This is a genomic window from Collinsella aerofaciens (assembly GCF_041537385.1).
Lineage (GTDB): Bacteria > Actinomycetota > Coriobacteriia > Coriobacteriales > Coriobacteriaceae > Collinsella > Collinsella aerofaciens_BV.
Window position 1 is genome coordinate 211726 of the sequence record NZ_JBGORS010000003.1, and the last position, 18292, is coordinate 230017.

Annotated in this window: 14 protein-coding genes and 1 riboswitch; of the genes, 2 read left to right on the forward strand and 12 right to left on the reverse strand. The window is 60.6% G+C overall.

Features of this window, described 5'->3' with window-relative positions; all coding sequences use genetic code 11:
• Nucleotides 1–13: 13 nt before the first annotated feature.
• The 8 genes from argB to ACEG18_RS06215 form a co-directional block, all read right to left on the reverse strand.
• Nucleotides 14–994 (reverse strand): acetylglutamate kinase, encoded by a 981-nt coding sequence (argB, locus tag ACEG18_RS06180; protein ID WP_117806086.1) that lies wholly within the window; start codon nucleotides 992–994, stop codon nucleotides 14–16.
• Between the two features lie 81 nt (nucleotides 995–1075).
• Complete coding sequence (gene argJ / locus ACEG18_RS06185) at nucleotides 1076–2344, reverse strand: bifunctional glutamate N-acetyltransferase/amino-acid acetyltransferase ArgJ (RefSeq protein WP_372541765.1); 1269 nt, start codon at nucleotides 2342–2344, stop codon at nucleotides 1076–1078.
• Nucleotides 2345–2479: 135 nt separating this feature from the next.
• The gene (argC, locus tag ACEG18_RS06190; RefSeq protein ID WP_372541767.1) at nucleotides 2480–3550 is read right to left on the reverse strand and encodes an N-acetyl-gamma-glutamyl-phosphate reductase; all 1071 of its coding nucleotides are present in this window, start codon (nucleotides 3548–3550) and stop codon (nucleotides 2480–2482) included.
• A 257-nt stretch (nucleotides 3551–3807) separates the two neighbouring features.
• Nucleotides 3808–4218, reverse strand: coding sequence for a pyridoxamine 5'-phosphate oxidase family protein (locus ACEG18_RS06195; protein WP_099432117.1), 411 nt, complete (start codon nucleotides 4216–4218; stop codon nucleotides 3808–3810).
• Between the two features lie 54 nt (nucleotides 4219–4272).
• Nucleotides 4273–4719, reverse strand: a complete 447-nt coding sequence (locus ACEG18_RS06200) for a pyridoxamine 5'-phosphate oxidase family protein (RefSeq protein WP_372541768.1) — start codon at nucleotides 4717–4719, stop codon at nucleotides 4273–4275.
• Between the two features lie 30 nt (nucleotides 4720–4749).
• Nucleotides 4750–5550: an energy-coupling factor transporter transmembrane component T family protein gene (locus ACEG18_RS06205; protein WP_372541769.1), complete on the reverse strand. Its 801-nt coding sequence runs from the start codon at nucleotides 5548–5550 to the stop codon at nucleotides 4750–4752.
• A complete protein-coding gene (locus tag ACEG18_RS06210) occupies nucleotides 5550–7454 on the reverse strand; it encodes an energy-coupling factor transporter ATPase (protein ID WP_372541771.1) in 1905 nt (634 codons plus the stop codon). The genes ACEG18_RS06205 and ACEG18_RS06210 overlap by 1 nt, the downstream gene beginning before the upstream one ends.
• Nucleotides 7451–8041 carry an ECF transporter S component gene (locus ACEG18_RS06215; RefSeq protein WP_055309442.1) on the reverse strand — a complete coding sequence of 197 codons (591 nt, stop codon included), beginning with the start codon at nucleotides 8039–8041 and terminating at the stop codon, nucleotides 7451–7453. Before ACEG18_RS06215 ends, ACEG18_RS06210 begins: the two co-directional genes overlap by 4 nt.
• A gap of 5 nt (nucleotides 8042–8046) precedes the next feature.
• A riboswitch (FMN riboswitch) is annotated at nucleotides 8047–8239 on the reverse strand.
• Nucleotides 8240–8425: 186 nt separating this feature from the next.
• Here ACEG18_RS06215 and ACEG18_RS06220 point away from each other — a divergent pair.
• Complete coding sequence (locus tag ACEG18_RS06220; RefSeq protein WP_372541773.1) at nucleotides 8426–10363, forward strand: tellurite resistance TerB family protein; 1938 nt, start codon at nucleotides 8426–8428, stop codon at nucleotides 10361–10363.
• Nucleotides 10364–10565: 202 nt separating this feature from the next.
• Here ACEG18_RS06220 and groL read toward each other — a convergent pair whose 3' ends face one another.
• From groL to ACEG18_RS06235, 3 genes are all read right to left on the reverse strand, one after another.
• Nucleotides 10566–12203 (reverse strand): chaperonin GroEL, encoded by a 1638-nt coding sequence (gene groL, locus ACEG18_RS06225; RefSeq protein ID WP_006234938.1) that lies wholly within the window; start codon nucleotides 12201–12203, stop codon nucleotides 10566–10568.
• Nucleotides 12204–12299: 96 nt separating this feature from the next.
• The gene (gene groES, locus ACEG18_RS06230; protein WP_022094351.1) at nucleotides 12300–12593 is read right to left on the reverse strand and encodes a co-chaperone GroES; all 294 of its coding nucleotides are present in this window, start codon (nucleotides 12591–12593) and stop codon (nucleotides 12300–12302) included.
• A gap of 847 nt (nucleotides 12594–13440) precedes the next feature.
• Entirely contained in the window at nucleotides 13441–15084 is a 1644-nt protein-coding gene (locus ACEG18_RS06235) for an amidohydrolase (RefSeq protein WP_372541776.1), read from the reverse strand.
• A 162-nt stretch (nucleotides 15085–15246) separates the two neighbouring features.
• Between ACEG18_RS06235 and ACEG18_RS06240 the strand changes: the two genes are divergently transcribed.
• On the forward strand, nucleotides 15247–16710 hold the full coding sequence (locus tag ACEG18_RS06240) for a M20 family metallopeptidase (RefSeq protein WP_055252003.1): 1464 nt from the start codon (nucleotides 15247–15249) through the stop codon (nucleotides 16708–16710).
• Nucleotides 16711–16850: 140 nt separating this feature from the next.
• Here the strand turns inward: ACEG18_RS06240 and ACEG18_RS06245 are convergent, their stop codons facing one another.
• The gene (locus ACEG18_RS06245) at nucleotides 16851–18263 is read right to left on the reverse strand and encodes a DUF4013 domain-containing protein (RefSeq protein ID WP_372541778.1); all 1413 of its coding nucleotides are present in this window, start codon (nucleotides 18261–18263) and stop codon (nucleotides 16851–16853) included.
• Nucleotides 18264–18292 lie beyond the last annotated feature (29 nt).

Genomic DNA, 18292 nt, shown 5'->3' on the forward strand with positions numbered 1-18292 from the left:
GGCTGCGAGTCAGTTAGACCGTCTGAAGCTTCTCGACCTCGTCGAGGTTCTCGGTCAGACGCGCAGCAAACGTCGAAAGCGGATGCGGATGTGTATCGAACTCGTAAGCCGTCTCGGTGGAATGGATCACGGTGCCGACGCCGGCATCGGTCAGCAGCTCCAGCAGCAGCGAATGCGGCGTGGTGCCGTTGATGATGTGAGCGCGAAATACGCCACCGGCAAGCGCATCGACAGCAGCACGCAGCTTGGGAATCATGCCCTTATCGACCTCGCCGCCGTAGAGCATCTCATTGACCTCATCGAGCGTCAGATTGGAGATAAGTGAATCCTTGTCGCTAAAGTCCTTGTACAGGCCGTCGACGTCGGTCAAAAAGATCGCCTTATGCGCATGCAGCGCCGCCGCAACGGCACCGGCGGCGGTATCGGCGTTGATGTTGAAGAAACCGCCGTCCTCCCCCGCCGCAACGGTAGCGATGACGGGGATGTACTCGCTATCGAGCAGGCGCTCGATATAGTCGGTGTTGACGTGCGTGACCTTGCCTACGCGGCCGAGTTCGGGGTCGAGCGGCTCGGCGATGAGCGTACCGGCATCGCTGCCCGAAACGCCCACGGCCAGGTTGCCGTGATGGTTGAGCGCCGCGACCAGCTCCTGGTTGACCTTACCGCCCAGCACCTCGCGCACGATATCCATGGTCGCCGGCGTGGTCACGCGCTGGCCGTTCTTAAACTCGACGGGGATGTCGTAGTGGCTAAGCGCCTCGTTGATGGCCTTGCCGCCACCGTGCACGATAACAGGGCGCATGCCGATGATCTTGAGCAGCACGATGTCGCTCATCACGTCGCGGCGCAGCTGCTCGTCGACCATGGCGGCTCCGCCATATTTGATAACAACCGTCTTGCCGGTCAGGTTCTTAATCCACGGCAGCGCTTCGAACAGCAGCTGCGCGGTTGCTTCGTTGGATTCGCTCGAACGACAATCGCGTGCGAATTTCATAATCTGCCTCGTCTTTCGTATCGTTATCGCGCCGTGCTCCGCTGTCCGCAATCGCGGCAAGATGCGCAGCGTGTCTGGAATCTAGGAACGGTAGTCGCCGTTAATGGAGATGTACTCGTGCGTGAGGTCGCAAGTCCACACGGTGGTCGCCGCGTCGCCTGCGCCCAGGTCTGCCGAGATCACAATCTCGGACGCCTCAAAACGTCGCAGAGCCTCGTCCTCGTCAAAGGGAACAGTCAGACCGTCGCGACAGACAGGCATGCCCATCATGTCGATGGAAACGTCTTCCTGATTAAACTTCACGCCGCACTTGCCAAGCGCCATAGCAACGCGGCCCCAGTTGCAGTCGTGGCCGGCGATGCAGGTCTTAACGAGCGGCGAGTTGGCAACGGCACGGGCGGCGATATCGGCCTCCTCGTCGTTCACGGCGCCGGTAACGTTGACCGTAACAAGCTTAGATGCGCCCTCACCATCGGCGGCGATATTGCGCGCCAGGCTCTCGCACACCTCGTGCACGGCAAATGCCAACTCGTCAAAGGCATCGGAGCCCTCGACGATAGGCTCGGCATCTGCGGCAGCGGCGCCGGAGGCAAGCATGATGCAGGTGTCGTTGGTCGAGGTGTCGGAATCGACCGTTACCTTGTTAAAGGTCTGCTTGACGGTCGAGAGCAGCAGGGCATGAAGTGCCACAGGCTCGACGGGGGCATCGGTGGTGATAACTGCGATCATGGTGGCCATGTTGGGCATGATCATGCCCGAGCCCTTGCACATTCCGCCTACCGTATAGACATTGCCCGCACGACCCGCAGCCTCACTGACGTAGGATACGGCGTACTCCTTGGAGTGCGTGTCGGTCGTCATGATGGCGCGAGCGGCATCGGCGCCACCGTGGGCGGAGAGTGCCTCGTAGGCAGCAGGAATGGCGGTCTCAAACGTGTCGATCGGCAGAATCTGGCCAATCACACCCGTAGAGGCAACCAGAATCTGCTGGGGCTCGCAGCCGATGACCTGCGATGCGATGCTGCACGTCTCGCGCGCGCATGCAAGGCCGGTCTCACCCGTGGCGGCGTTGGCATTGCCAGAGTTGACCGAAACACCGGCGATGATACCGTAGCCCTTGTCGGCACCGCCCAGGTTGGCACGGCTCACCTGCACGGGCGCCGCGCAAAAGCGATTGGTGGTAAACACGCCGGCACCGGGACAGGGTTTATCGGGCACGACGAGCGCGTAATCTAGACGCTCGGGGTTCTTGCGGAACCCAGCGTGGATGCCTGCGGCTTTAAAACCAGCCGCAGCCGTAACGCCACCCTCGACGGCGCGAATCTTGATATCAAACAGCTCGGTATTCATCGTCTTTATGACTCCTTATGTCAAACAAAAAAACGGACATCGGTTGGTGCGCCATGCCAGTCGTGATCATGAGACCAGCTTAAGAGTGGCGCCCCACTCGATGCCCGACTACCAAATCGTTAACAATCGAATGTGCTACACCGGGCACGCCACTGTGGGCAAGCCTCGTCGCTCATCAAAACCAAAGACGATGTTGGCGCACTGGACCGCTTGGCCCGCAGCGCCCTTGCACAGATTGTCGATGGCGCCCGTCGCCACAAGCACACCCGCGCGCTTGTTGAGCGCGACGCCAATCTGGGCGGCGTTGGTGCCGACGACCGAAGCCGTCTTGGGCTGCTGACCGACATCGAGTACGCGCACGAAGGTGCGACCGGCGTAGAACTGCTTGTAATGGTCGACAACGTCTTCAAGGGTCAAGGTATCGATAGCCTGCGGCGTAAGCGACATCGTCACCGTAGAGAGTAGACCGCGCTTGAGCGGTGCCAGGTGCGGGGTAAAGACGACGCGATCGGTTAGGCCCAAGATCTGCTCGATTTCGGGCGTGTGGCGATGCTTGCCCACGCCGTAGGCCTCCAAGTTCTCGTCGGCGCTGCAAAAATGGGTGCGGGCGTTGCAGGACTTACCGGCGCCCGTCACACCGCTAATGGCATCGACAATCACAGGACCGTTCTCGGCCACCCAGCCCGCGCGCACGGCGGGCGCGGCGGCAAGGCTCGTTGCGGTGGGATAGCAACCGGCGCAGGCGACCAGCACGGGTTTGCCGTCGGCATGGTCGGATGCGGCGGTCTCCAAGTCCTGGCAGAACAGCTCGGGCAGACCAAAGGCACGGGTCTTGAGCAGCTCGGGGCTCGTGTGCTCGGCGGCATACCAAGCCTCGAACACGGCCGGATCGCTCAGGCGGTAGTCGGCAGACAAGTCGAAGCAGGAAACGCCTGCGGCAAGCAGTGCAGGCACCTGTGCCATGGCGGCGGTGTGCGGCACGGCCAAAAAGACAGCGTCGCAGGATTTAAGCTCGGGAGCATCGTGCGTCGTGAAGACAAGATCGCTCACGCCAGCAAAGCTCGGATACACCGCGGACAGCGGCTGGCCGGCATCGGCGTTGGACGTAATGGCAACAAGTTCAAACTCGGGATGACCGAGCACGAGGCGAATGAGCTCGGCTCCGGCATATCCAGCCGCGCCGACGATTCCAACCTTCAAAGACATATCAGACTCCTTGTCTGCGATTTATGCACCGATGCGCATTTCGCAGCGGTCGTTATGAAGTGGGTTGAAACTTTAGCACCAAAAGATGCATTAACACGTAAATGGCTTGCATATTCATGCATTGAAACATTCCCGACACATTCGCTTGAAGGAATTGACAAATAGAGCGGGCCCCGTATTGACCGACGCTCCTAACGGCGCCGGGCAATACGGGGCCCGCCCATGCGAAAACCAAGTTGTTAGGATGAGCCGGTTGGCTAGAGCTCGACCGGCACCCATTCGTCGTGATTGCAGATAAAAGCCTCGGGATCCTCGACGCTAAAGAAGACGAGCGTGGGGTCGTTAGGCCCCTCATAGTGCTCGCCCAGGCGCTCTAGATGCTTCCACCCGGCTTCGCGCATTTCGTCTAAAGCCCGGTCATCCAAGCCAGCGCGCCCGCGCAAGATGAGCCAGCCATGGCCCGGCCACCAACTCGTGGCCTCAAAGCGCTGGTTTTGCAGCAGCTCCTGCCACACATCTTTAGTGCGCGCTGTCACAAACCACAGCTTGCCGTCCTGAATCTGTGCAAACGAGAACGGACGCACATGTGGCTGCCCGTCTACGCTCGTCGCCAAGTACCACGCCGGCACCGACGTCAGATACTCCAAAACCGTATTCAATCCGTCCACGTTTCCTCCTGTCGCCTGACCAGTCTTTTTGGAATGGGTAGTCAATTTGGGAAATTAGAGCTCAAGGAGCTCTTCGCTGCCGTCGATATCGCAGAATCGCGCGGCGATGTTGCGGACCGAGAAGAATGCAAGGCGACCGTCGTTGGCGCTATCGTGTTGCTCGCCAATGCCCACCATGTGCTTAAAGCCTGCCTGGCGCACCTTGTCGCTCACGACTGCATCATCCTCGAGCGCGGCCTCGCCAGTTAACACGATCCAGCACTCCCCCGGCTTCCAGCCCGATACCTCAAACTTGGGATTCGCGCTCAACTCCGCCCATACGTCCTTGTCGCGCGACGTGCAAAACCACAGTTTGTCGTCATCGACCATGGCAAACGAAAACGGCCTCACGCGGGGCTGATGCCCGTCGCTCGCATCGGTCGTGGCCAGATACCACGCCGGAATGCGTCTGAGATACGAGCAGGCACGCTCGAGCTGAGCCGTGCGATCGATGTCGGTCATAGAGACCCCTTTCTTGCGCTCGAATCGAGCTTAGACGAGTTGAAGATTGATAACGACAACGCATGTCACCAGCAGCGTCATCGCCAGCGCTGCCAGTGCATCCCCCCGGCCAAACGCAAGCGCATGCAGACGCGTGCGTCCCTGCTCGCCGTGATAACAGCGCGCATCCATGGCGGCCGAAAGCGTCTCGGCATGACGGAACACGCCGGTGAACAGCGGAATCGCCACACTGCCGAGCATGCGCACACCGCCAAGCGGACCGCCCGTCACGCGCGCGCCGCGACTTGCCTGTGCATCGGCCGTCTGTTTCATCTCGGTTGCAAATTGCGGCATAAACCGCAGCGCGATACCCATAATCATGCCGAGCTCGTGCGCCGGAAGCCCCACGCGCGCAAATGGTGCGAGCAAACGCTCAAAACCTGCGGTGAGGTCGAGCGTCGGCGTGGTGAGCGTAATAGCGCTCATACCGGCCATCATCAAGCTCAGGCGGCACGCCATAAAGGCGGCAGAACGCAGCGAGCCCTCGCTTATCTGCAGAAAGCCGAGCTGCCACAGGATGCGCCCACTCTGATCGGTAAACAAGTTGAGCACCGCGACCACGACGACGATTGCCAGCAGCGGCGCCATCGACGACAGAACGCGACGAACCGGCACCCGAGACACGGCATAGATCAGCACAACGAAAATTGCGACCGGTGCCAGTCCGCGGAAGCCACTGACCGTGAGCGTCGTGATCAGAAACACAAAGCCCAAGAGCAACTTGGTTCGCGGGTCCAGGCGGTGGATTGCACTATCGCCAGGATAGTAGCTGCCAAACGAAAACGCCTCCATTAGCAGCCCTCCTCTCGCGCGACCGTCTTGGATTTAGCAATGTCCGCGACGTTAGAAGGACCGTCCGAGCGACCGATTAGCAGGTCCACCAACTCGTCTGCCAGCGACTCAACCGTATAGAGCCCGCCGCAACGCAGCGGCACGCCCGCCTCCGCGAGCGCCAACGCCATGCGTTGAGCAGCAGGTACGCCCAAGCCGATCGACTTGAGCTCATCGGCATGCGCAAACACCTGCGCGGGGGTTCCCTCGGCAAACACCGCACCTTCGTTCATTACGACGATACGGTCGCAGCAATTGGCCAGGTCATCCATGCTGTGTGAAACCATGACAACGGTCAGGCCATCGCGGTGAAGTCGATCGATAAGCTCAAGGAAATCCCTGCGCGCAGCCGGATCGAGCCCCGCCATGGGTTCATCGAGCACCAGGACTTCGGGCTCCATGGCGAGCACACCGGCGAATGCCACACGCCGTTGCTGACCGCCCGAAAGCTCGAAGGGACTCTTGTCGCCGACCGTGGAAAGGTCGAGGCCCACGCGCGAGAGCGACGACTCGACGCGACGGTCGACTTCATCTTGCGGCAAGCCAAGGTTGTGCGGGCCAAACGCCACGTCCTGCGTCACGGTTTCGGCAAACAGCTGACGCTCAGGATACTGAAACACCACGCCGACCTTGGCCTTAACCGCGGCGGCGTCTTTCTTGTTTGACAGATCGAGCCCCAGCGCGCGAACGGATCCCTCCTGGGGGCGAATCAAACCGTTGAGATGCTGGACCAGCGTCGACTTACCCGAACCGGTATGACCTGCCAGGCCCAGGAACTCGCCGCGACGCACCGTCAGCGATACATCGCGCAGCGCCCACGGACTGCTGGGGTCGTTTCCCCAGAGAGCCTGTTTGCTCGATTTGCCCGCAGTGACCGAGCGCTTATGCCAGCGGCGGCGCTCGCGGGCGCTCAGCGAGTAACTATGCGAGAGGTGCGAAATCTCGATGACGGGCTCCGACGTGGCTGTCCCATCGGTTGCAGAGGAGGCGTTGTCGAGCACACGAGAATCGGATGCAGAAGGACGCCCTACGGTGCCTGCCCCACTTCGCTCGGCATATGCCTGCGCAATCTCGGCGACCATATCCACCTCGCGCACCTGCGCATGAACGGGCACGCCCTTCGTGCGAAGCGCCGTGCCCAAGCAACACGACGCCGGCATATCCAAGTTGAGCTGCGCAAGTTCGTCCGCCCGTGTCAAGATTTCCTCGGGCGTACCGAGCATGGCAACGTGCCCCGCCCGAAACACCGCGACACGATCGGCCTCGGCAGCCTCTTCCATAAAGTGCGTAATCATCACGATGGTCATGCCGCGATCGTGCAACGCGCGGCAAGCCTTCATGAGGCCCTTGCGTCCACGCGGATCGAGCATCGAAGAAGCCTCGTCCAATATGAGCACGCGCGGTTCCATGGCGAGCACACCGGCAAGCGCCACGCGCTGCTTTTGGCCACCCGAAAGTGCATGGGTCTCGTGGCGCTCAAAGCCCACCAGACCCACGCCCTCCAGCGCCTCGCGTACGCGCTGCGCAATTTGCGCCGATGGCACGCCAAGGTTTTCGGGACCAAACGCAACGTCATCTTCGACAAGCGTTGCCACCAGCTGGTCATCGGGATTCTGGAATACCATGCCCGCGGTCGAACGAATGTCGTAGACCAGCTCGGGGTCGGACGCATCCATGCCGTTGATGTGTACCGTGCCCGCATCGGGCTGCAACAGTGCATTCAGATGCTTGGCAAACGTCGACTTGCCCGACCCATTGCCACCGAGGATGCAGAAAAACTCCCCGTCCTCGATGTTCAGATCGACGCCGTCGAGTGCCGGTACGGCACCGTCATAGCTAAAGGAAACGCCCCGACACTCAATCATGCGCGGCCTTTGACCTGGTCCTTCTTGGGCGTGATGAGGTTGGAGACCGCCTTGTACACCGCCAGCGTCAACACCGAGTTGAGAACGGTCTTGATAAGGTTGAACGGCAGCACGGCAGGAATCATGAGCGGGGCGATCACGTCGACCGAGCCATACCAGAACCAAACACCAATGGTAAGGTTTGCGACCATAGAAAGCACCGTAGCGGCAATAACGCCGAGCACCAGACCAATCACGGCACCCTTATAGGTATGCATCTTCTGGTAGACGATAGCCGCGGGCAGAATATAACCCAGCGTAGCCACCAGGTTCATAAGCGCGCCGACCCAGTCACCCGTGGTGAGCGCATGGATAACGATCGCCATGGCGGCAACAGCTGTGCCGGCACCGGGGCCATACGCAAACCCACATACCATCGCCGGCACCAGCGACGGGTCATACGTCAAAAACGGCGCCGAGGGGAGGATGGGAAGCTGCACATACATAAACAGTGCTCCCAAGGCGCACATCAACGCCATGGTAACGAGCTGTTTGGTGCTCCACCTATTCGTGTTCTCAAAATGGATATGCTGCGACTGTTCAGACATAAGATCACCTGCCTCTTTCATCCGGACTCTAACCGTTGGTACTGGAATCTCACCAGTTCAGCCGGCATGCGAACCAACACACGCACGGGTCGCGGACTCATCGGCTCGGTCGCAGGCATCTCGCCTGCGCCACGGCGTCCCTTTGACACCGCCCGATTTACCGCCAGTGGGGAATTCCACCCCGCCCTGAAACAGCAGGGAGAAGTGTAACACGAACGGATATACGTGCAAAGTATGCCGGGGGTAATTTGTTGTGAGGAAACGGAATGAAGATGCAGTATCCCATTTTCCGCAATCATCAATCCGCCGACGTACCCAATGCTCCGCACCGCGCAGTAGTATGAAGGAGGTCACTGCGCAACCCGCGTATGTCAGGAGAACAAATTGGCAGCAAAACTTGATCTCGGGAAAGCTCTATCCCAAGCCGCCCAAGCCGCCGGTGAGATGGCAAAAGACGCATCGGCGGCCATCGAGTCCGCCGCCAAAGGCGCCACGAATGCAGCTGAAGGCGCGGGAAACGTTATCGTCGACACGGCCACCTCGGCATCCGAGGCCATCGGCAGCGCCATGTGCTCGGTTGCGGAAGGTATGTCGAGTGCCGGCGAGCAAATTGCGTCGTCCGATGCAGGCAAAACGATTACAGGGGCCGCGAACACGGTAGGCGGAATTGCCATCGGTGCCGCCGTAAATCTGGCCCAAGGAGCATCGTCCCTTGCGTCCGACGCGGCGTCGACCGTGGAGGGCGGGATCAATGCCATCAAGGAGAACTCATTCTCCGCGCGACTCCGCAGGGCACGCATCAAGGGTTTCCGTGACGGAATCAAGCAGGGCGCCTACCTTGCGGGAGAGAAGCGACACAATTTCATCTACGCATATGTGGCAACGCTCTGCTTCCTGATGCGCTGCGACGGTGACTTCTCCCAAGAGGAGCAGAAGTGGCTCGAGGAGGGTCTCGATTACCTCAAGCTGGACGGAGGCCTCCCAAATAACGTCAAGACGAGGGTGCAGGTCATCGCGGATGACGAGGGTTTGTCCTTCGACCAAGTCAAGGACTGTTTGGACAACGTTAGCATCGTGTCGCTGGACTCCATAGCCGAGCAGTTGCAAATCGCCGCGGCGGCGGACGGTCAGGTGACAGAAGAAGAGGAGCATGCCTGCAGACTCTTTGCCGACTATATGGCGGCGAGGGTGGCATGCGTGGCCGTTGACGAGAGCCGGGCCGAGCAGGCAGTCGAAAAGTCCGTCCGCGAGTATGGCGAGAACCTCCAGCACATCGACCGGGAGTTCAAGGAGCGGACGCGACTGCAGGATGCTGACGTCGCCTTCGTCGTCGCCGCAACCATGCTCCAAGTCGCCCGCATTCTTATCATCAACTCACTGACGGAGGTCGAGTGTGCCGGAGCGGGCAACGTAAAAGAACATGCTCTGCACGACTTCCAAAGTCGTGTCTTCTCTGGTTTCGATGACAGGATGCCACGGGAATCGAACCATCTGTTCGCCTCAAAACATCATATTCTTAATTCACGTGGAGTGCCCTACGACGCGACACGCTACGAGGCAGAAAACATCGGACTCTTCAAGGGCGCAAACCACCGGTTCGCGACCCTCGGCCACGACCCAGTGCTCGGTCTCGTGTTCGGAACATCTAACATCATGACCAACAGCATCACCTGCGTTAAAGACACCAATGTTTTTGGTATTGGTGCACGAATTCCCGCAACCTACTCGGTCTCCTATGACGCCTTTGGGAAAAATCCGCAGATTGGGGCGCCCGCTGGGACTGTAGAGATGCTGGTTGCGGCGGGAAGACGCGTCGTGAGCGAGCCGGATGCCGCCGCGGCTGCTCTAATCAAGCAGCTGATCCACATCGGCACAGACCTGTACACGCCGTGCGGGATACAGATTCCATTCGCCAATCTCATCCTCGACAAAACACATACCGAGGCGCTTACCAAATACGTCAGCACCGGCGATGTGCTGAAGGTCGGCGCGCAGGCAGGCATGACCGCTCTTATCAACTGGTTGATAGCGGCACTTCACGGGTGCACGCTGATATTCAAGGACGATGGATCAGATTACTGCACCGAGATGTACCAAGCACGTACCAAGAAAATCATCCTCCTGTCCGATACCATCGCAACTTCAAGCAGCGTCATACGGGCGTTAATCAAAGAGAATCCCGAGTGCCTCGACCTCGGAGGCGCAGCGATACTCATCTACCGACTGTTCTCGGACGTGCGTTTCATTGCCAAGCTCAAAGAAGAGTACGTGCAATCGGAGCTCAATAAAATCTACGACGAGCGAGCAAGAGGGCTGCTCTGATTCCTCGGCGCCCTTCCTCTTACATCACCATTCAAACAAAGCGGAAAGCGTCTCATTTAATAAAGACATCAGTACAAAAAGGGCCCCTTGTCCGCGGCTCCAAAGGAGCAGGACAAGGGGACCCAATCTAACCGAGGACGTTCCGGAGAGAAGCCCCGTCACGCCCCCGGATTCCCGGTGGGAGTTCTAGACCTTGTCGGCCTTAGTACATACCGCCGCCCTGCTGACCAGCGGTGGCAGCAGCGATAGCGTCCTCAAGCTGAGTGTTCTTGGGCACATCGGAGACGGTGGCCTCGGTGATGAGGATCAGGCTGGCGACAGAAGCAGCGTTCTGCAGGGTGACGCGGCTGACCTTGACGGGGTCGAGGACGCCCATCTCGATCATGTCGCCCCACTCGCCGTTGGCAGAGTTGAGACCCTGGCCGGCGGGCAGCTCGGCAACCTTGTCGACCACGACAGCGCCCTCAAAGCCAGCGTTCTTGGCGATGGTGGCGACCGGAGCGGTCAGAGCCTTCTTGACGATATCGACGCCGATCTTCTCCTCGGGGTCGTCGATCTCAACAGCATCGAGCGCAGGAGCAGCGTCCATGAAGGCGACACCGCCGCCGGCGACGATGCCCTCCTCGACAGCGGCGCGGGTAGCCTGCAGGGCATCCTCGACGCGGTGCTTGATCTCCTTGAGCTCGGACTCGGTAGCAGCGCCGACCTTGATGACGGCAACGCCACCGGAGAGCTTGGCCAGGCGCTCCTGGAGCTTCTCACGGTCGAAGTCAGAGGTGGTGTTCTCCATCTCACCCTTGATCTGAGCGATACGAGCGTCGATGGCCTCCTTGGAGCCAGCGCCGCCGACGACGACGGTGTTGTCCTTGGAGATGGTGACGGACTTAGCGGTACCGAGCATATCTGCGGTGATGTCAGCGACCTTCACGCCCAGCTCGTCCAGGGCAGCCTGGCCACCGGTGAGGACGGCAATGTCCTCGAGGATGCGCTTGCGGCGATCGCCGTAGCCCGGGGCCTTGACGGCGCAGACGTTGAGGGCGCCACGGATCTTGTTGAGGACCAGAGTAGGCAGAGCCTCGCCATCGATGTCCTCAGCGATGATGAGCAGGCCACGGCCAGCGCGCTGAACAGCCTCGAGAACAGGCATGATGTCCTGGACGCTAGAGATCTTCTGGTCGGTGATGAGGATGTACGGATCCTTCATCACGGCCTCCATGCGGTCGTTGTCCGTGACGAAGTAAGCGGAGACGTAGCCCTTGTCGAACTGCATGCCCTCGACGGTGTCGATGGTGATGTCGAACGTCTGGGAATCCTCGACGGTGATGACGCCGTCCTTGCCCACGACCTCCATGGCCTCGGCGATCTTCTCGCCGACCTCGGGGTCGCCGGCGGAGATGGTACCGACGGAAGCAATCTGCTCCTTGGTCTCGACCGGCTTGGCCTGCTTCTTCATCTCGGCGACGGCGGCGTTGACGGCCTTGTCGATGCCGCGACGGATGGCCAGCGGGTTGGCGCCGGCGGCGACGTTGCGCAGGCCGTCATTGACGATGGCCTGAGCGAGCAGGGTTGCGGTGGTGGTGCCGTCACCCACGGTGTCGTTGGTCTTGGTGGCGACCTCCTTCACCAGCTGGGCACCCATGTTCTCGATGTTGTCCTCGAGCTCAATCTCCTTGGCGACAGAAACGCCGTCGTTGGTGATGGTCGGAGCACCGAACGTGCGCTGCAGCGCAACGTAGCGACCCTTGGGGCCCATGGTGACGGTAACGGCGTCGGCCAGAGTGTTGACGCCCTTGGCAAGCTTAGCGCGGGCATCGGTGTTGAACGTAATGTTCTTTGCCATGGTAGGTAATCCTCCAAAAGAAATGTGACTCGCGTCGCCGCTTCCGAGTCCTATGCGACGATCGCGTTCAAAGACGAATCAGAGATTCTGACGAGACTAGGCCTCGACGACGGCGTAGATGTCGTCGGCGCGCATCAGCAGATACTTCTCGCCGTCGACCTTGACCTCGTTGCCACCGAACTTACCGTAGATGACAACGTCGCCAACCTTGACGTCCATGGGGATGCGCTCACCCTTGTCGTTGACCTTGCCGGCGCCAACGGCAACGATGGTGCCGCGCTGCGGCTTCTCCTGAGCGTTGCTGGCGATGTACAGACCAGAGGCGGTCTTCTGCTCGGCCTCGTCGGGCTTGACCAGGACGCGATCTGCAAGCGGCTTCAAAGACGACATGCTTGTTTCCTCCTTTGTGGGCCGCGCGGTCATGCCGCGCGGGTTAACCCTTTTTGTTTGCGTACGCGTTGAATGGTACCCACGAATGGCGGGTTATACAACACGGAGTCAAAAAATCTTATTTTTTGGCACTTAGATTTTCTGAATGCCGGGGGATAACTTAGCAGTGGCTCCCGTGTGGCTGCGGAGGGGCGGGGCATAAGGTTTCCTGCTCGGGCAGTCCTGCTCGCACGAAGGCCACATTAAGTGGCCTTCGGCTCGTGCGGAACTCGCGATAAACCTTATGCCCCGCCTCGCCGGAGCCACACGGGAGGCAGGTTAACTAATTCGGGCCCGGCATTCAGAAAAGTCAGCGCAGCAAAATGGCGATGCGAATAGGAATGCGGGAATGGTTTTCGCCGCGTGCACGGGTCCCCTGGGGAGCACCGTGCATTTTTGGGAGTATTCAGCAAGCCAGGACGGCTGCATACGCGCCGGACACACCATCGCGCCGCGCCGGAGCCCAAAATGACGTCAATCTCCGCAACATTACCCAACCGCAGCGGCACCGACGGGGCATGCGGTGCTGAATACTCCGTTTTTTGCACGGCGCGGGCGGGGGTACATCAGGATCAGAAAGAACATCCCAGCCTTTTTATGCAATTCGTAATGGAAAGTATGCAAAACACCTAGAGATAGCATTGCTGCTGTCCAAATTGAGCGCGCGGGGAAGCGGCGCCTCCGCCCCGCGCCCAGATCAAGCAGGGCGGGGACGCTCCTAACGAACCCCCATTGGCAAACAAACGCGGCTCGAGCGCCATCCCAAAATAAGCTGCCCAAGCCGCGTTTAACGGTACGACATGAATACTTAGCGCTCGTAGATTAGGTTGCCTGCCAGGTAGGTGGCCTGAACTTTGGTGTCCTGGAGCTCTTGGGGGTCAACAGTGAGTGGGTTTTGGTCCAGGACTACCAGGTCGGCGTATTTGCCGGGTTCCAGGCTGCCGAGGTTTTGCTCGTCGCCCGCTGCATAGGCGCTGCCCAGGGTGTAGTTGCGCAGAGCCGTTGCCGCATCGATACGCTCACTCGGCAGCCAGCCGCCCTCGGGCCAGTGGCTTTTGGGGTCTTGGCGCGTGATAGCCGTGTAGAGCACGTTCATGCTAGTAACAGGCGTGATAGGGCTGTCAGTACCGAAGGCTTGGCGAATGCCGCGCTGTTTATAGGTCGCAAACGGCCACATGATGCGGCTGCGCTCCAAGCCCAGGTCGCGCTCCGGACCACCCGGGTCGAGCGTGATATGGCAGGGCTGGCTCGAGGCGACCACGTTGAGCTTGCGCAGGCGGTCGATGTCCTGGGGCAGGAGGTTCTCCAGATGCTCGAGTGTGTTATGGCCGTGCTGGGGCAGGCCGTACAGGTCGGCGGCCTCCTCGAAGATATCCAGCGCGGCATGAATCGCACCGTCGCCGATGACGTGGATGCGCACGGTGTGGCCGCGCTCCGCAGCCGCCAGAACCAGCTTACGCATGCGCTCGGCAGGAACTGTCAGACGGCCCTGGTCGCCCGGGAAGCGCGGATTGGTATAGGGCTCGGTGAGATACGCCGTGTGTTCGCTCGACACGCCGTCGAAGAACTGCTTAAAACCAGGCGCCGAAAGCAGCGCGTTGTTCGCGTAGCGGATCTGCAGTTCTTCTAAGCGCGACTGGTCATCCAGCAGTGTGGGGAACAGATGGGCACGAATGCCCAGCTTGCCGGCTGTTTGCAGCTTGTCATAGACGTCGTCGCGGATAAAATCGCAGCCCGGCATGGGCATGAGCGACATGTCGCAGATCGAGGTGATGCCCTGCTCGGCCATACGCCTCATTTGATCGGCGTAAGCGCTTGCAATGCGATCCTCCCCCAGCCACTCAAGGCAGCGCGGTAGCAGCTGCATGGCAGCCGCCTCGTGAGCAATGCCCGTGAGCTCGCCGTTTGCATCCTTGTCGTAGCTGCCGCCCGCTGGCGGCTCGCTGTCGCGTGTGACGCCGAGCGCCTCGAGTGCGCGGCTGTTGAGCCAAAGCGTATGCCCGTCGCCCGAATACATAACGCAGGGACGATCGGGGAATGCCGCATCGAGCGACGCCTTGGTAGGATGCTCGGGCGGGTCCCAACGGTAGTCGCGCCAGCCCTGCGTCACAACCCAAGCGTCATCGGGCAGGTCCTTGGAAAACTCGAGCGCGTGCTGCACCAGCGCAGTCTCGGACGTGCCCATATCCATGAGCATGTACGGCGAGGAGCCGACCGAGGTATGGAAGAAGTGCAGATGAGCGTCATGGAAACCTGGGCAGACAAACTGCTCGCCGTAGTCGATAACCGGCGTGACGGCAGGCGCGGCGGCAATCACGTCATCGGGCGCACCGACTGCGACGATACGGTCGCCTGCGATGGCAATCGCCAGCTCGCGGGCGGTATCGATGCCGTCTTGCGCGGTAAAGACGTTCTTGGAGCGGATAATCCGATCGATATGTTGCATGGGCATCCCCATCTCTGGCAGGAAATTCAACACCCCCGAGTGTACTCCCCCGCCCTTGTAACAAAACCCCAAGCGGCAAACGGCAACTTTACCAGCCCTAGCGGCAGGTGGCATACTGGAGAGAGCCTGTACGATTTTGCGATCAACCCAGCAAGGAGCAAATCGACCATGACGAAGACCAAGGCACAGCAGATTATGGCGGCGACCGAGGCTCGCGCGGCTGACGACGTCACCGCAGCCATCAAAGATATCGCTACCGAGTTTGAACCCTATATCATCAAGCAGCGCCGGCACTTCCATAAGCACCCGGAGCTGAGCCTTGCCGAGGAGCGCACGACCTCCGACATCGCCAACCAGCTCGACGCCATGAATATCCCCTACGAGCGTCCGCTCAAGACCGGCTTGGTGGCAACGCTTCGCGGTACCGCGTCGGATGCCTACCACGAGGACGGCACGCCGCGCCGCCGCATCCTGCTGCGCGCGGATATCGACGCCCTGCCCGTCACCGAGCAGACCGGCGAGGAGTTTGCCAGCGTCAACGAGGGCTGCATGCACGCCTGCGGCCACGACTGCCACATCGCCATGATGCTCGGCACGCTGCAAATCCTGCGCCATATGACCGACGACATCCACGGCGAAGTCCGCATCGTCTTCCAGCCCAGCGAGGAAAACGGCCAGGGCGCCAAGCTCATGATCGGCACGGGCGTGCTCGACGGCGTCGATGGCGCCTACGCCGCGCACATCTGGAGTGAGGTCGACGCCGGCACCGTGAGCTGTGAGCCCGGACCGCGCATGGCCAATACCGACTGGTTCCGCATCGACGTCCGCGGCACCTCGTGCCACGGCGCCATGCCCCAGCGCGGTCACGACGCCGTTATGGTTGCCGCCGAGATCGTCAACGCTCTGCAGACCATCGTTTCGCGCGAGATCAGTCCCTACGAGCCGGCCGTCATTACCGTCGGCGAGCTGCACGGCGGCACCGCGCGCAACGTTATCGCCGGCACGGCCTACCTCGCCGGCACGGTGCGCACCTACGGAGATTCGACCCACGAGGAAATGCCGGAGCTCATGCGCCGCATCGTGGAGCATACCGCGGCCGCCTTGGGCGCCGAGGCAGAGCTCACCGACTACACCATCGCCAATTACAAGGTCGAAAACGATGCCGCCTCGAGCGAGCGCTGCCGCCAGGCAGTAATCAAATGCCTGGGCCCCACCGGCCAAGGCCATTATCGCGGCACACTCTCGGGTGAGGATTTTTCGGAGTACCTGCGCCGCGTACCGGGCGTGCTCGCCTTTGTTGGCACGCGCAACCCCCAGATTGGCGCCACGTACGCCCAACATTCTTGCTTCTACAAGATTGACGAGTCGGTACTGGCCAAGGGCTCCATGGTGGCCGCCCAATATGCCATCGACTTTTTGGCCGAGCCCACACAAGAAGAGCTCGACGGCCCCACGATTGCCGCGGTCGCCGAGACCAATCCCGACCTGGCAGCCAAACTGCGCTCTGCCAAGGCCACGGCCGCCGAGGCCCGCGACGCCATGCACGATGCCCGCACCGCCCGACACGCCGCAATCAAGGGCATCCACGACGCTCGCGCCGCCGCCCGCCGCGAGGAGAAGCACGACGAGTAGTCGATCCACGACCATCTCGCAGTCATAGCCGCATCGCGATATCAAAGCGGGGGCGGACGCTTCGGCACGTCCGCCCCCGCTTATTTGTCAAGCGCTATTTCTACCGTTTCTACCCCGTCCCCAAATGGCAGGTGGCAGGGTTACTCGTCCTGCGGGTCCTCGTCGGAGCTTGGCGCAGGCTCGGGCTCAGGTGCAGGCTCGGGCTCCGGTTCCGGCATGGGCGCGGGCTCGGGCGCAGGCACGGGCGCGGGCTCAGGCTCAGGCTCAGGCTCAGGCTCAGGCACGGGCGCGGGCTCGGGCTCGGGCGCAGGCGCCGGCGCCGCAGCGGAATCGGATACGGGCGCTGCGTCGGCGCTAAAACCAGCCGGAGCAGACTTCTTCTCAAACGGCAGCACAAAAGTCAGGACGTCGTCCTTGTCCTCGTCGGCCCACTCGCTTGCGTAGCGCGCAACCCAATAGCCAACGGCACGGTGCTTGAGCATCTTGCCAAAGACCGTGAGGAATACCGTGACAAACGCCGTCAGCACCAAGAACAATACGAGCGTGATGCCACCGCCGGTAACAAGCGCCTCAATAGCCGAAGGACGGTAGTAGTAGCTATACATACCGACAGAGGCAATGGTGCCAAAGACGAACGTCAGGATCCAGGTGACAACGTTGGCGACCAGGCCCGTCAAAAACTCGGGAAGGAACGAAGCGCAGAACAGTTTGGTCTTGTTGTGCTTAAAGGCCGCCCAGACCTTATCGAGCGAAAACGCGCTCTCGACACGACCGGTCACCGCAAAGTGCATCACGGCAATGTCGGCGAACATCTTAAAGAAGACCCCCAAGACCGCCGTGGCAATCATAGCCAGGACAAGCAGGCCAAGCGAGCCGAACAGCGCTGCCTCGAGTGCATAAGAGCCGTAATACGAATACGAGCCCGCGGCGCCAATTACCACGCTCTCCACCAGCGAAAGCACTACACCGATAACGGGAATGGCAGCGATAACCTCGAGCACGACCGAGATAACGCTCGAAAAGACTCCGAGGCCAAACGACGTGGAACGCATGAGTGGACGATCCATACCGTCATCAACCTTGAGCGACAGATCGCGACCCCACTCAATACCAAAGCCGGAACCACACACGCTCGCAATGCAAGCTGCCAAAAAGCCGATGGCAGCCGCGATACCGCCGATAACGGGAATGAACAGCACGAGCACCGACACAACACAAATCAGCGCCGGCAAAAAGGCGATCTGGCACACGCGCTGCAGCACGCCCGGCGTCTTGGTCATGTCCTCAAACGCCTGAGCCACACAGCCCTTGGACGCATTCGCCACGGGCGGTTGCGGAACAAACTGCTGGGGCTGACCCTGAGGGGCAGGGGCTGCGGCACCGGCATTGGGGGCACCACACGCACCACAGAACTTATCGTTGTCGCCCATGGGGGCACCACACTGCGAACAGAACATCGAGATCATCCCTTCGTATCTTGAGCGAATCATCTGGATCGCAAACGATGTCTTTGGCATCATTATCACCCAATGTGGGGACAAATACTCCAACATGACGCATTTGCAATGCGCAGGGCGCTATT

Excerpts from the sequence above, each read along its gene's own strand:
- argB (WP_117806086.1), bottom strand. The coding sequence starts at position 994 with ATGAAATTCGCACGCGATTGTCGTTCGAGCGAATCCAACGAAGCAACC.
- argJ (WP_372541765.1), bottom strand. The coding sequence starts at position 2,344 with ATGAATACCGAGCTGTTTGATATCAAGATTCGCGCCGTCGAGGGTGGC.
- argC (WP_372541767.1), bottom strand. The coding sequence starts at position 3,550 with ATGTCTTTGAAGGTTGGAATCGTCGGCGCGGCTGGATATGCCGGAGCC.
- ACEG18_RS06200 (WP_372541768.1), bottom strand. The coding sequence starts at position 4,719 with ATGACCGACATCGATCGCACGGCTCAGCTCGAGCGTGCCTGCTCGTAT.
- ACEG18_RS06205 (WP_372541769.1), bottom strand. The coding sequence starts at position 5,550 with ATGGAGGCGTTTTCGTTTGGCAGCTACTATCCTGGCGATAGTGCAATC.
- ACEG18_RS06210 (WP_372541771.1), bottom strand. The coding sequence starts at position 7,454 with ATGATTGAGTGTCGGGGCGTTTCCTTTAGCTATGACGGTGCCGTACCG.
- ACEG18_RS06215 (WP_055309442.1), bottom strand. The coding sequence starts at position 8,041 with ATGTCTGAACAGTCGCAGCATATCCATTTTGAGAACACGAATAGGTGG.
- groL (WP_006234938.1), bottom strand. The coding sequence starts at position 12,203 with ATGGCAAAGAACATTACGTTCAACACCGATGCCCGCGCTAAGCTTGCC.
- groES (WP_022094351.1), bottom strand. The coding sequence starts at position 12,593 with ATGTCGTCTTTGAAGCCGCTTGCAGATCGCGTCCTGGTCAAGCCCGAC.
- ACEG18_RS06235 (WP_372541776.1), bottom strand. The coding sequence starts at position 15,084 with ATGCCCATGCAACATATCGATCGGATTATCCGCTCCAAGAACGTCTTT.
- ACEG18_RS06240 (WP_055252003.1), top strand. The coding sequence starts at position 15,247 with ATGACGAAGACCAAGGCACAGCAGATTATGGCGGCGACCGAGGCTCGC.
- ACEG18_RS06245 (WP_372541778.1), bottom strand. The coding sequence starts at position 18,263 with ATGTTGGAGTATTTGTCCCCACATTGGGTGATAATGATGCCAAAGACA.